Origin of the sequence: Streptomyces sp. NPDC057099 (assembly GCF_042671245.1) — a bacterium.
Lineage (GTDB): Bacteria > Actinomycetota > Actinomycetes > Streptomycetales > Streptomycetaceae > Streptomyces > Streptomyces purpurascens.
Genome location: NZ_JBHUTX010000031.1, coordinates 21,868 through 34,663 on the forward strand (window position 1 = coordinate 21,868; position 12,796 = coordinate 34,663).

10 protein-coding genes and 2 pseudogenes are annotated in these 12,796 nt (G+C 72.6%); 6 read left to right on the forward strand and 6 right to left on the reverse strand.

All coding sequences use genetic code 11. The features are described from left to right. Window positions 1-5: 5 nt before the first annotated feature. From ACFT4A_RS29170 to ACFT4A_RS29180, 3 genes are read left to right on the forward strand one after another with little or no spacing between them, the layout of a single operon-like run. A complete protein-coding gene (locus ACFT4A_RS29170) occupies window positions 6-1,118 on the forward strand; it encodes a glycine betaine/L-proline ABC transporter ATP-binding protein (protein WP_382835792.1) in 1,113 nt (370 codons plus the stop codon). After that, window positions 1,118-3,067 carry an ABC transporter permease gene (locus tag ACFT4A_RS29175; RefSeq protein ID WP_382835645.1) on the forward strand — a complete coding sequence of 650 codons (1,950 nt, stop codon included), beginning with the start codon at window positions 1,118-1,120 and terminating at the stop codon, window positions 3,065-3,067. Before ACFT4A_RS29170 ends, ACFT4A_RS29175 begins: the two co-directional genes overlap by 1 nt. Window position 3,068: 1 nt before the next feature. Further along, on the forward strand, window positions 3,069-4,025 hold the full coding sequence (locus ACFT4A_RS29180; RefSeq protein WP_382835648.1) for an ABC transporter substrate-binding protein: 957 nt from the start codon (window positions 3,069-3,071) through the stop codon (window positions 4,023-4,025). Window positions 4,026-4,031: 6 nt separating this feature from the next. On the opposite strand, the gene ACFT4A_RS29185 is transcribed toward ACFT4A_RS29180, so the two are convergent. Both ACFT4A_RS29185 and ACFT4A_RS29190 read right to left on the reverse strand, forming a co-directional pair. After that, on the reverse strand, window positions 4,032-4,748 hold the full coding sequence (locus ACFT4A_RS29185) for an isocitrate lyase/phosphoenolpyruvate mutase family protein (protein WP_382835651.1): 717 nt from the start codon (window positions 4,746-4,748) through the stop codon (window positions 4,032-4,034). Beyond that, window positions 4,745-5,089, reverse strand: a pseudogene (locus tag ACFT4A_RS29190) (carboxymuconolactone decarboxylase family protein); the annotation flags it as partial. The gene ACFT4A_RS29185 and the pseudogene ACFT4A_RS29190, both read right to left, overlap by 4 nt. Window positions 5,090-5,346: 257 nt before the next feature. On the opposite strand from ACFT4A_RS29190, the gene ACFT4A_RS29195 reads away from it, so the two are divergent. From ACFT4A_RS29195 to ACFT4A_RS29205, 3 genes and pseudogenes are all read left to right on the forward strand, one after another. Next, on the forward strand, window positions 5,347-6,567 hold the full coding sequence (locus tag ACFT4A_RS29195; RefSeq protein ID WP_382835654.1) for an RNA-guided endonuclease InsQ/TnpB family protein: 1,221 nt from the start codon (window positions 5,347-5,349) through the stop codon (window positions 6,565-6,567). A 221-nt stretch (window positions 6,568-6,788) separates the two neighbouring features. After that, window positions 6,789-7,103 (forward strand): annotated as a pseudogene (locus tag ACFT4A_RS29200) (PLP-dependent aminotransferase family protein); the annotation flags it as partial. Window positions 7,104-7,152: 49 nt separating this feature from the next. Further along, window positions 7,153-7,620, forward strand: coding sequence for a carboxymuconolactone decarboxylase family protein (locus tag ACFT4A_RS29205; RefSeq protein ID WP_382835657.1), 468 nt, complete (start codon window positions 7,153-7,155; stop codon window positions 7,618-7,620). A 65-nt stretch (window positions 7,621-7,685) separates the two neighbouring features. On the opposite strand, the gene ACFT4A_RS29210 is transcribed toward ACFT4A_RS29205, so the two are convergent. The 4 genes from ACFT4A_RS29210 to ACFT4A_RS29225 are packed head-to-tail and all read right to left on the reverse strand — an operon-like array spanning window position 7,686 to window position 12,766. Then, window positions 7,686-8,483, reverse strand: a complete 798-nt coding sequence (locus ACFT4A_RS29210) for an aminotransferase class IV (protein ID WP_382835795.1) — start codon at window positions 8,481-8,483, stop codon at window positions 7,686-7,688. A gap of 13 nt (window positions 8,484-8,496) precedes the next feature. Then, window positions 8,497-9,675, reverse strand: a complete 1,179-nt coding sequence (locus ACFT4A_RS29215) for an FAD-dependent monooxygenase (protein WP_382835660.1) — start codon at window positions 9,673-9,675, stop codon at window positions 8,497-8,499. Continuing rightward, window positions 9,672-11,273 (reverse strand): class I adenylate-forming enzyme family protein, encoded by a 1,602-nt coding sequence (locus ACFT4A_RS29220; protein ID WP_382835663.1) that lies wholly within the window; start codon window positions 11,271-11,273, stop codon window positions 9,672-9,674. Before ACFT4A_RS29220 ends, ACFT4A_RS29215 begins: the two co-directional genes overlap by 4 nt. Before the next feature lie 23 nt (window positions 11,274-11,296). Next, window positions 11,297-12,766, reverse strand: coding sequence for an AMP-binding protein (locus ACFT4A_RS29225; RefSeq protein WP_382835796.1), 1,470 nt, complete (start codon window positions 12,764-12,766; stop codon window positions 11,297-11,299). Window positions 12,767-12,796: the final 30 nt, after the last annotated feature.

Genomic DNA, 12,796 nt, shown 5'->3' on the forward strand with positions numbered 1-12,796 from the left:
CCGACATGACCGAGATCCCGACCCTCGAACCCCCCACGGAGCAGACCATGGACACCACCCCCGTCTTCTCGGTGGAGGGCCTGTGGAAGGTGTTCGGCCCCAAGGCCGAGCGCGTTCCCGCCGACCCCGAGCTGACCGCCCTCGACCCCGCCGAGCTGCGCTCCCGCACCGGCTGCACGGCCGCCGTCCGCGACGTCAGCTTCGATGTGCGCAAGGGCGAGGTCTTCGTCGTCATGGGCCTGTCCGGCTCCGGCAAGTCCACGCTGGTGCGCTGTCTGACCCGGCTCATCGAGCCGACGGCCGGCACCATCGCCATCGACGGCGAGGACGTCCGCGCCATGGACCGCTCCCGGCTGCGCGAACTGCGCCGCCACCGCGCCGCCATGGTCTTCCAGCACTTCGGCCTGCTGCCGCACCGCACGGTCCTCGACAACGTCGCCTACGGCCTGGAGATCCAGGGCATGGGCAAGGCCGAGCGGCGTGAGCGCGCCGCCGAGGTCGTCGCCAAGGTCGGTCTGGAAGGCATGGAGCACCGCCGCCCCAGCCAGCTCTCCGGCGGCCAGCGGCAGCGCGTCGGCCTCGCCCGCGCGCTCGCCGTCGACCCCGCGGTCCTGCTCTTCGACGAGCCGTTCAGCGCCCTCGACCCCCTCATCCGGCGCGAGATGCAGGAGGAGGTCGTCCGGCTGCACCGCGAGGAGGGCCGCACGATGGTCTTCATCACCCATGACCTCCAGGAGGCCCTCAAGCTGGGCGACCGCATCGCCCTGATGCGCGACGGCCGGGTCGTCCAGCTCGGCACGCCCGAGGAGATCGTGGGCTCGCCCGCCGACGACTACGTCCGCGAGTTCGTCCGGGACGTCCCGCGCGAGCAGGTCCTCACCGTCCGCACGGCCATGCGCAACCCGTCGGCGGACCTGGACGGCAGCGGACCGGCCGTCCGGCCCGACGCCACGGTCTCCGAGGCGATCGAGGCGGTCGCCCGCGCCGGCGCCCCGGCCAGGGTCGTGGACGAGGGCCGCTGCGTGGGCATGGTCGACTCCGACACGCTGCTCGGTGTCGTCGCCGGCACGGAGCAGCCAGCTCCGGCCGGGACGGAGCAGTCCAAGGAGGCGGTGTGATGGCGACCATCACCGCGTCCCCGCCCCGCGTGGGCCTGCCCGGCCTCCTCAAGAGCCCCGCCGTCCGCAAGCTGCTGCTCCTCGCCCTGGCCGCCGCGATCCTCGTCCCCCTGGCGAACGCCCGCTGGGCGAGCGGCAGCTGGCCGACCGCACTGACCGTCGACTTCTCCGAGCCGCTCGCCAAGGCCAGCGACTGGATCATCGACAACCGTGACAGCCACCCGCTGTTCCTGTACTTCTTCGGCCACGTCAGCAACATCGTCGTCATCGCCGTACGAGCCGTCTACCTCGGCCTCCTGGCCGTCGGCTGGGCGGGCGTCACGGCCCTGGGCGCGCTGGTCGCCTGGCGCGTCGCGGGCATCCGGCTCGCGCTCGGCACGGGCGTCGCGTTCCTGGCCTGCGGTCTGCTCGGCATGTGGGTGCCGACCATGCAGACGCTCGCCCTGATGGTCGTCGCGGTCCTCGCGTCGGTCCTCGTGGGCGCGCTGCTCGGGCTCGCCGCCGGGCTGTCCGACCGGATGGACCGCGTCCTGCGGCCGGTCCTGGACACCATGCAGGTGCTCCCGGCCTTCGCCTATCTGCTGCCCGTCGTGCTGGTCTTCGGCATCGGCGTCCCGGCGGCCGTCCTGGCCACCGTCATCTACGCCGCCCCGCCCATGGCCCGGCTCACCTCGCTCGGTCTGCGCGGCGCCGACAAGGAGGTGCTGGAGGCGGTCGAGTCGCTCGGCTCCACCGCGCGCCAGCGGCTGCTGACGGCCCGTATCCCGCTGGCCCGCAAGGAACTCCTGCTCGGCCTCAACCAGACGATCATGATGGCGCTGTCGATGGCCGTCATCGCGGCCGTCATCGGCGCGGGCGGTCTCGGTGACCGCGTCTACCAGGCGCTGGCCTCGGTCGACGTCGGTGCCGCGCTCGCCGCCGGTATCCCGATCGTGCTGCTGGCCGTCGTCCTGGACCGCGTCACGGGCGCGGCGGGGGAGCGGCTCGGCGCCGAACCGGAGCCCCGGCAGGGACTCGGCTGGCTGTACGCCCTGGTCGCCTTCGCCGCCGTGGCGGTCGCCGGGCGCCTCGTCGGCCGGCTCGACTGGCCCGAGTCGTGGGTCGTCGGCATCGCCGAGCCCGTCAACCGCGCGGTCGACTGGATGACCGCGCACCTCTACTCCGGCGTCCCCGTCATCGGCGGCACCGCCGACTGGGCCGGCCACTTCACCACCTGGGTCCTCGACCCGATGCGCGACGGCCTCCAGGGGCTGCCCTGGTGGTCGGTCCTGCTGATCGTCGCCGCCCTGGCCTGGGTGATCGGCACCTGGCGCACCGCGCTCACCGCCGTCCTCGCCATGGCCGCGATCGGCGTGCTCGGCGTCTGGAAGCCCTCCCTCGACACCCTGTCGCAGGTCCTCGCCGCCGTCGCCGTCACCCTCGTCCTCGGCTTCGCCACCGGCATCGCGGCGGCCCGCAGCGACCGTCTGGAGCGGCTGCTGCGCCCCGTCCTCGACGTGTTCCAGACGATGCCGCAGTTCGTGTACCTGATCCCGGTCGTCGCCCTGTTCGGCGTCGGCCGCGCCCCGGCCGTCGCGGCCGCGATCGTGTACGCGCTGCCGGCCGTCGTCCGCATCACCACTCAGGGCCTGCGCCAGGTCGACCCGGCCGCGCTGGAGTCCTCCAGTTCGCTCGGCGCGACCAGCTGGCAGCAGCTGCGTCAGGTCCAGCTCCCGCTGGCCCGCCCGGCGCTGCTGCTCGCCGTCAACCAGGGCCTCGTCCTGGTCCTCGCCGTCGTCGTCATCGGCGGCCTGGTCGGCGGTGGCGCCCTCGGCTACGACGTGGTCTTCGGCCTCGCCCAGGGCGACCTGGCGACCGGTCTGGTGGCCGGCGCGGCGATCGTCTGCCTCGGCCTGATGCTCGACCGGGTGACCCAGCCCACCGAGCGGCGCGCGAAGAAGGGAGCGTGACATGCGAGTCCGTACGACTGCCCTGATCGCCGCCGTGAGTTCCCTGGCGCTGCTCACCGGCTGCGGCGCCGCCGACATGACCAAGCAGGCCTCGCCCTTCGCCAACGCGCAGGGCGCCAAGTCCGTGACCCTGTCCGTGCAGTCCTGGGTGGGCGCGCAGGCCAATGTGGCCGTCGCCCAGTACCTCCTGGAGAACGAGCTGGGCTACCGCGTCGACACCGTCCAGGTCGACGAGGTGCCCGCCTGGGACGCCCTCAGCCAGGGCCGTGTCGACGCGCTCCTGGAGGACTGGGGCCACCCCGAGCAGGAGCAGCGGTACGTCAAGGACAAGAAGACGATCGCGCCCGGCGGCGGACTCGGTGTCACCGGGCACATCGGCTGGTTCGTCCCGACGTACTTCGCCAAGAAGCACCCGGACATCACGAACTGGAAGAACCTCAACAAGTACGCCGATCAGTTCCGCACCCCGGAGAGCGGCAGCAAGGGCCAGCTGATGGACGGTTCGCCGTCCTATGTCACCAATGACAAGGCGCTGGTGAAGAACCTGAAGCTGGACTACCAGGTGGTGTTCGCCGGCTCCGAGGCGGCGCAGATCACCCAGATGAGGCAGTTCGCCAAGGAGAAGAAGCCCTTCCTCACCTACTGGTACTCCCCGCAGTGGCTGTTCAAGAAGGTCCCGATGACCGAGGTGAAGCTGCCGGAGTACAAGGAGGGCTGCGACGCCGACCTGGAGAAGGTCGCCTGCGCCTACCCGCACACGCCGCTGCAGAAGTACCTCAACGCGGACTTCGCCAAGAACGGCGGCAAGGCGGCGGCGTTCCTGAAGAAGTTCAAGTGGACGACCGAGGACCAGAACGAGGTCTCCCTGCTGATCGCAGACAAGAAGATGACCCCGGAGGAGGCGGCGAAGAAGTGGGTGGACAGCCACAAGTCCACCTGGAAGAAGTGGCTGTCCTGACCTGCTCTATGTCAACTGACCGGCGATCTCCCGCAGGGCCCGGGCGGCCCGCCGCTGGAGTCCCGGCCCGAAGGTGATCCGGGTGGCCCCTCGCGCGCCGAGTTCGGCGGGCGAGGGGCCTTCGTCCGTCTGTGCCCCGATGTTGATCGGCCCCTGCGTCCCGGCCCGCAGCAGCGGCAGCACCTCGGGCGGGGCCCCGATCGGATAAACGCAGTCGGCGCCCGCGGCGACGTACAACGCGGCCCGCTCGATGGCCCGTCCGGGATCGGCGACCCCGCAGGAGAAGGTGTCCACACGGGCGTTCACGAAGAGCCCGTCGCCGGCCGCGGCCCGCACCTCGGCCAGCCAGTCGGCGTGTGCGCGCGGGTCCTTGAGCACCCCGTCCTCGGAGTCCTCCAGATTGCAGCCCACCGCCCCCGTCTCCAGCAGCCGCTCGACCAGTTCCTTCGGCGCGAGTCCGTAGCCGCCCTCGACGTCCGCCGACACCGGCACGTCGACGGCCCGGACGATCCGGGCGACCGCGGCGAACATCTCGTCGGCCGGGGTCCGCCCGTCCTCGTACCCGAGGGATGCGGCGACCCCGGCGCTGGGCGTGGCGAGTGCCGGGAAGCCCGCCTCCACGAACACCCGCGCACTGGCCGCGTCCCAGGGACCGGGCAGCACGAGCGGATCACCGGGCACCCGGTGGTGGTGCAGGGCGCGGAACACATCGGCCTTGCTCATGGCGTGTAACCCCCCGGCGGGATCCGGCGGCTCACCATCACCCGGTTCCAGTTGTTGATGGCGACGACCAGCCCGATCAGATGGGCCAGCCGGGCCTCGTCGAAGTGCTTGGCGGAGTTCTCGTACACCTCGTCGGGCACGGAGGCCTCCGTCAGCACGGTCACGGCCTCCGTCAGCCTCAGCGCCGCGAGTTCCTTCTCGGTGTAGAAATGCCGCGACTCGTCCCACGCGTCGAGCTGGACGATCCGCTCGACGCGCTCGCCCGCCACGAGGGCGTCCTTGGTGTGCATGTCGATGCAGAAGGCGCAGTGGTTGATCTGGGAGGCACGGATCTTCACCTGTTTCTTGCGAGGAGGCCCCGGCGTTCACACCGGGGAGGAATGGCATCCGGGGTGTCGCGACGCGCAGCGTCTGGTTCTGGGCGCGGAGCGCCGGTAGCGCGGCCAGGGACCGCCGGGATGATGCGAACGCGTGTGCCCACGATCGCCGGTCGGGGTGATAGCTGTGGGGTCTGGGCACGTGTGTGCGGCGGTCGTACGTATGGTCCTTCGGAGGGTTCGGGACGGCGGTGTCATAGCCGGGGCTGCGAGGGGGCGAGATGGAGCGGGTGGGGGTGGCTGCGGAGGTTGGGCATGCCCGCTACAGCTACCGGTTGCGTGTGTCGTCCACTGCCCGTACGGCGCTGGCGGGGGAGTGGGACCGGTGCCGGTGGGTGTGGAATGAGTGTGTCGCCAAGTCCATGGCCGTGCACCTGCACAACAAAGCGAGCGGGCAGAAGACCACGTGCGGCCCGGCGCAGCTGGACCGGATGCTGACCGAGGCCCGGCGGACGACGCCGTGGCTGCGTGAGGGCTCGTCCGTGGTCCAGCAGCAGGTCATTCGCGACTTCGGCCGCTCCCGCGCCAGGGCGCACAAGGACATCACAGAGCGCCTGCCCATGGCACGCCGGGCCGGGATGCCCACGCACAAGAAGAAGCGCGAGGCGCTGGCGACCCTGAACTACACCCGGCGCGGGTTCCGCCTGAAGGATGGTCGGCTGCACCTGGCCGGGGGCATCGTGGTGAGGGTGGTGTGGTCGCGGGGACTGCCGGCTGAACCGTCCTCGGTGCGCGTGTATCAGGACAGCCTCGGGCACTGGTACGCCTCGTTCGTCGTGCCCGCCCAGGTGGAGCCGCTGCCTCCAACCGGCCGCGCGCTGGGTGTCGACTGGGGCGTGAAGGAGACCGCGACCACCACCTCCGACACGCACGACCTCCCCCACGCCGAGCACGGCAAGAAGGCCCAGGCGAAGCTGACCGGTTACGACCGGATGATGGCCCGCCGCAAGCCGAAGAAGGGACAACCGGCGTCAAGGGGCTACCGCGAGGCGAGGAAGCTGCGGGCGAAGGCGTACAAGAAGGTCGCCCGGCAGCGCCAGGACACGGGCCGTAAGTGGGCCAAGAAGGTGGTCCGCGACCACGACACGGTCGCGGTGGAGGACTTCCGTCCCAAGTTCCTGGCCAAGACCACGATGGCCTGTAAGGCCGCGGACGCCGCCATCGGCGCCACCAAGGCCTCTCTGGTCGAGATGGGCCGCAAGCACGGGCGGGACGTCCGCCTGGTCCACCCCGCGCACACCACGATGGACTGCGCGCAGTGCGATGCGAGAGCCAAGCATCGCCTGCCGCTGGGTGAGCGCATCTACACCTGCACCGCGTGCGGAAACACCTCCCCTCGGGACAAAAACTCCGCACGCGTGATGCTCGTCCGGGCTGGTCTCAACCCGGCTGGTGCCGATGGCGCAAGACCTCCTGGAGCGCTGCTCCAGGAGGCAGCCTGAGCCAGGAATCCCCTCCCTTCAGGGAGGGGAGGATTCAACAGCTCGTACAGCGTGTGGTCCAGGCCCTGCCGGGCGGCGGTGTCGAGCCGGACCATCGCCTTGTAGACGTCGGGTGCGTACCCCGGCGGGCCGATCGGCAGTAGACTCCGCGGTCATCGGGGTCTTCGTGTCATCGGGATGCGTCCTCATGCCCGCGCCCCTAAGAAAGAAGCAGCCCAGGAGTGCGCGCGACCCGCCTGCGCTACCGCCGCCGCCGTGACGCCCTGGTCGCCGCCGTCACGGCCCGCGCTCCCGGGGCCCGGGTCACCGGCATCGCGGCCGGTCTGCACGTCCTGCTGCGGCTGCCGCCGGGCACCGAGCAGTCGGTGGTCCAGGCGGCCCACTGGCGGGGGCTCGCGCTCCACGGACTCGCCCGCTACACCCACCCCGCCGCGTGGGCCGCCCCGGTCGACGCCCTGGTCGTCGGCTACGGGACCCCGCCGGACCACGCCTGGTCCGGGGCGCTGGACGCGCTGTGCGCGGTACTGCCCGGATAATCGCGCGAATTCCCCATCCATAATGCGCTCGTGAGGATATGGTCACCTCATGAGTGAAAGCCCTTCCATATCCCGCGTCGCGCTGAAGAAAATCACCCCGGACGTCTCCGCCGCCATGGGTTCCCTGCACGCCGCCGCCGTTTCCGCGGCGCAGGACGCCAAGGTCGAACCGGAACTGCTCGAACTGGTCAGGATCCGCGCCTCGCAGATCAACGGCTGCGCGTTCTGCCTCGACATGCACACCAAGGACGCCCGCGCCCAGGGCGAGACCGAACAGCGCCTGTACACGCTGAACGCCTGGCGGGAGACGCCTTTCTTCACCGAGCGGGAGCGCGCCGCGCTGGCGCTGACCGAGGCCGTGACCCTGGTCCACGACGGTCGTGTCCCGGACGCGGTGTACGCCGAGGCGGCCGAGGTGTTCGACGAGAACCAGATCGCGGCATTGATCTGGGCGGCCACCGTCATCAATGCCTACAACCGCATCGCGATAGCCACGCGCATGGTGCCGAAGAACTGAAATAGAGCAGCGAAAACAACGCCGGGTCGAATTCTTCGGCCCGGCGCCGTCATGGCCTGTTGATTTCAGCTCGGCAGCGGCTCCATAAGACCGTCAAGCCAGGTCCGCCATTCCCCGGCCCGCTCCGCCGGAGGCACCCGCATCGGGCGTCCCGTCCAGCCCGTCACGGGCCGGATCCCGTGCAGCGCGTTCACCAGCCACACCTCACGGCCGTCCAGCTCGGCCACGGTCCGCTCGTGGTGCGCGACCTCGATCCCGGACCGCAGGGCCCGCTCCTGGATCAGCCCGGCCGTCACACCCGGCAGGACGGGCAGCCCGGGCGGGGGCAGGCACAGGGTGTCGTCCTCCCACCACAGCACGCTGGCGGTGGCCGACTCCAGCACCGTGCCCGAGGGCGCGATCAGCACGGCCTCCTCCGCGCCCTCGCCGACGGCCCGGTTGCGCACCCGGGCCAGGGTCTCCAGGTCCGGGCCCTTGCGCCGGGGCAGGGTCCGCGGGTCGGGCTGGCCCGCCGCCCACAGCCGGATCTCGGAGCCGAGCGGCGGGGCGGGCCGCACCAGCAGCCGCAACTCCAGGGAGCCCGCCGCGAGTTCCACCCGTGGGAACCACTCACCCGTGCGCGGCAGCGCGGCGGTCACGTCCTGCCAGAACGCGACGAGCCGGCGCGGCTCCGGCCCGCCGCACTCGACGCAGGACCGCGAGAACCGCTCCCGGTGCCGGGCATAGGCCCGCACCCGGCCCTCGCGCAGCAGCCACGAGTCCGCGACGAGCAGCCGCCCCCCGGCCTCCTGGTCCGGGGCGGGGGCAAGGCCACGGCCGGGCGTCCACGTCCACATGCCTTCCGCCACCGCCGGTCGTGTCACCACCCGCTCCTCCTCAGTACTTGCGGCCCGCGACGGCCGGCGCCCCGTGCCGGGGTCCGTACGGCGCGTGCTCCAGCCACGATCCGCACCACGGCAGCACCGGCGCCAGGGCCGCCGCCGCCCGCTGTCTGACCCGGACGGTACGGCGGTGCGGCCGCAGATGGTCCAGGGCCGTACCGGCGGCGGCGCTGTTGAACAGGCCCGCCGCCCGCCGCACCTCGGCGAAGTGCGCGACCGCCTCGCCGGTCCCCGCGGCGATCGCCTCGGCGGCGGCCGCCGCGTCCGCGATCCCGCTGTTCATGCCGCGTGCCCCGAACGGCGGGAAGAGATGCGCCGCCTCCCCGGCCAGCAGCACCCGCCCGTGCGGATCGGTGAACGAGGCCGCCACCTTGCGCAGGAAGCGGTACGTCGACACCCACAGGATCCGCTCGCCGTAGCCGTCCCCGACGATCGCGGGCAGCCAGCGGCGTACGGCCTCCTCGGTGCCGTACTCCTCCTGGGCGTCGTCGTCCCGGCACTGCAGGTCGACCTGGAAGCCCCCCGTGAACGGCACCCGCATCACACTGCGTCCGCCGACCCCGGGATGTTCGTAGTGGAAGACCCGCTCCAGCGGCAGCTCCGCGCCGGGCACGTCGGCGACGTCCACCACGACGTGGAAGCCCTCGCCGTGCGTGCCCTCCAGGGGGATGCCCAGCTCGCGGCGTACGGCGGAGCGGGCGCCGTCGGCGGCCACGGCGTACGCGCCCGTCCACACCCGCCCGTCCTCGCCCGTCAGCCGGACCCCCGTCTCCCAGGTGCTCACGCCCGCCACCCGCGCGCCCCACACGAACTCCACCCCGGCGCCCTCGCAGGCCGCGCGCAGGAACCGTTCGGTGTCCGTCTGGCGCAGGCTGGTGAAGGGCGGCGGGCCGGACGGCGGCGGGAACGTGCGGGCATAGACCTCACGGCCTCGGTAGAGGGTGCGCCGGGTGTGCCAGGTCCGCCCGTACGAGGTGATCTCGGCGGCGAGGCCGGGCAGCATCGCGTCCAGCAGGCCCAGGGTCTCCCGGTGCACGAACAGGGCCCGGCTGCCGGGCCGTTCCCGGTCCTCGGGGTCGGCCTCCAGCAGCACGACCGGGAGTCCGTGCCCGCGCAGCGCCAGGGCCGCCGACAGGCCGACGGGTCCGGCGCCCACGACCACGACCGGGGTCATGCCCGGGCGCCTTCGGCTCTGGCCCCGGCCAGCATCCGGGCGATCTCCACGCGCTTCACCTTCCACGTCGCGGTCATCGGCAGCTCCTCGAACCGCCACTGCCGCGGCTCGGCCATCGCCGGCAGCCCAGCCGTCGCCTGCCGCCAGCGCTCCGGGTCCAGGGGCCGCTCGCCGCGCACGCACACCACCGGCACCGGCTCGCGGTCCGCGCCCGGCACGATGACGACCTCGCGCAGCTCCTCGAGACGGGACATCAGCGTGTCCTCGACCTCAAGATTGCTGTGCACGGCGTCGATCTGGTCCACCTCACGGTCGATCAGGTACAGCGCGCCCAGGCGGCTCCGGTAGCCCATGTCGCCCATCTCCCACCAGCCGTCGGTGAGCTGACGGTCGTAGCGCTCCGGCATGCCCAGATAGGTGAGGATGCGGCCCCGGGTGCGGGCCTCGATCCGGCCGGGCGTCCCGGGCGCGACCCGTCTGCCCTCGGCGTCGGTGACACGGACCCGGGTGAAGCCGGGTATCCCGATCCCGACCCGGCGCCCGTCCACCCGGGCGGCACCGCGCCGGGTCACCACCTGGAACGCCACCGGGCCCGTCTCGCTCTGCCCGTACAACTGGATCAGCCAGGGCGTACGGCGCCGGGACGCGCCCAGCAGCCGCCGTACGGTGCGCGGATGGATCGCGTCGAACGTGGAGCCGTACGACCGGACCCGGGACAGCGGGGCCCCGGGCGCGTCGGCCAGCTCCTCCCACAGCACGAACGTGTTGGGATGCGTCTCCACGATCCCGGGCCGGTGCCGGACCAGCAGCGGTCCCACCGCGGCCGGGTCCGGGTCGGTGATCAGCACGAGCGGGCTGCCGAAGTGCAGCAGCACGCCGAGCAGATGGTAGAAGCGCGAGTGCACGAACGACATGTGCAGCGCCGCCGGCTCGCCCCGGGTGGGCCAGCCCATCGCCTGCTGCGGCACGAGCCGGTTCCACATGGTCTGCGCGCAGTGCACGGCCAGCTTCGGCACCCCGGTGGTGCCCGAGCTGTGGGTGATCAGGGCGGGTTCGCGGGGGTGGAGCCGGACCGGCGGGGGCGGCTCGGCTCCGGCGTACTTCGCCAGGGGCTCCGCCCCGGACGCGTCGTCCACGCAGAGCGTCCGCCGCACCAGTTCGGACAGGGCGAGGTCCTTCAGCCCGTCCAGGGTGGCGCTGTCGGTGATCAGCCAGGGGCGGCGCAGCCGGGCGAGGAGCTGACCGGCGACCTGCGGGGCCAGTGCGGGCGACAGCAGCACGGGCACGGCGCCGATCCTGGCGGCGGCGCAGGTCAGCAGCATGATGTCGACGTTGTCGGCCTTGTGCACGACGACCTGCTCCGAGGGCCGCACCCCGGCCTCCCACAGCCGGCCGGACAGTTCCTCGACCACGTCCGCGAGCACGGTGTAGCTCAGGTCGACCCCGAGGGAGGGGTTGACGTCCAGCGGCCGGTCCAGGGTGACGAAGACGGCCCCGTGGCGGTCGGCGGCACGCCGGAAGAGCGGTCCCAGACAGAAGCCGCGATCGGCGAGCGAGGGCAAGGGCAGGGACAAGGGCTGGGCCTGCGACGGTCGCATGAGGCCGTTCCTTTCCGTGGTGTTCACCAGGCGCCCCCGCGCACCAGATGGCGGCGGAGCTTCCCGGTCGGGGTGCGCGGCAGCGACGGGACGAAGCTGACGCTGCGGGGGACCTTGAAGGCGGCGAGGCTCTCCCGCGCCAGACCGATCAGCTCGTCCGACAGGCCGTCCCGTACGGCCGCGACCGGCACCACGAAAGCCCGCAGCCGGCTCGCGCCCCGCCCGTCCGCGACCGCCGCGACGGCCACCTCCCGCACCGCCGGATGGCCGCGCAGCACGGCCTCCACCTCCAGCGGGGAGACGGTGATGCCGCCCACCATCTCCATGTCGTCGGCGCGGCCCAGATGCCGGTAGGAGCCGTCCGGTTCGCGGCACGCCCGGTCGTGGGTGGCCAGCCAGCCGCCGACCAGGGTCCGCGCGGTCTCCTCGGGCCGGTTCAGGTAGCCCGGTGTGACCGTCGGCCCGCGCACCCACATCTCGCCCTCCTCGCCGTCCGGCACCGGGTGCCCGTCGCGGTCCCGCAGCTCCACCTCGAAGCCGGGCACGGGACGACCGACGGTGCCCGGGTGGTCGTGGGCGAAGCCGTTGGCGCAGAAGGCGTGACCGGCCTCGGTGGAGCCGATCTGCTCCAGCACCGGCGCCCCGAGCAGCGCGGTCAGCTGCCGTGCGAGCCCGTCCGGCAGCCCCTCGCCGGCCGACACCGCGGCCCGCACCGAGGCGAAGCAGCCCTCGTGCCCGTGGCCCCGCTCGGCGACCAGCGCCGCGTACGCGGACGGCACCGAGTAGAGCAGCGTCACCCGGTGCCGGGCGACCAGCTCGTCGATGCCGGCCGGGGTCGGACGCCGGTCCACCAGCACCGCGGACGAACCGGAGAACAGCGGGAAGACGAAGGCGTTGCCGAAGCCGTAGGCGAAGTACAGCTTCGACACCGACAGGGTGACGTCGTCCGCGGTGATCCGCAGCACCCGCCGGCCGACCAGGTCGTGGTACGTCCGCGGATCGCCGTGCGTGTGCACGACGCCCTTGGGGCGGCCCGTGGTGCCGGAGGTGTACTGGACGTAGAGCGGGGCGTGCGCGTCGACCTGGTGGGCGGGCGCGGGCTCGGCGGCGGGGGCGAGCGCCATCAGCTGATCCGCTCCCAGGCAGGACCGGCGGGCGAACCGCTCCTCAAGGCCCGGCCCCGTCACGCACAGCAGGGCCCCGGTGTCCTCGGCCAGGAACACATGGTCGGCCGCGGGGAGTTCGGGGTTGACCAGGACCGCGACGGCGCCGAGCCGGGCGGTGGCGAGGAACGCCGTCACCCAGGCGAGCGAGTCGGGCAGCGCCAGCAGCACACGGTCCCCGGGGCGCACCCCGTGCTCGGCGAGCACGGTGGCCGCACGGGCCGCGAGGTCGTGCACCTCCCCGTGGGTCCAGGCCCGGTGCCCCTGGTGAAACGCGGTCCGCCCGCCCCACCCGCGCCGCTCGGCGAGCTCCGCGAGCTGGGCCGCCATGTTCCCGGGCACCTCGGTCTCGGCCGGGCT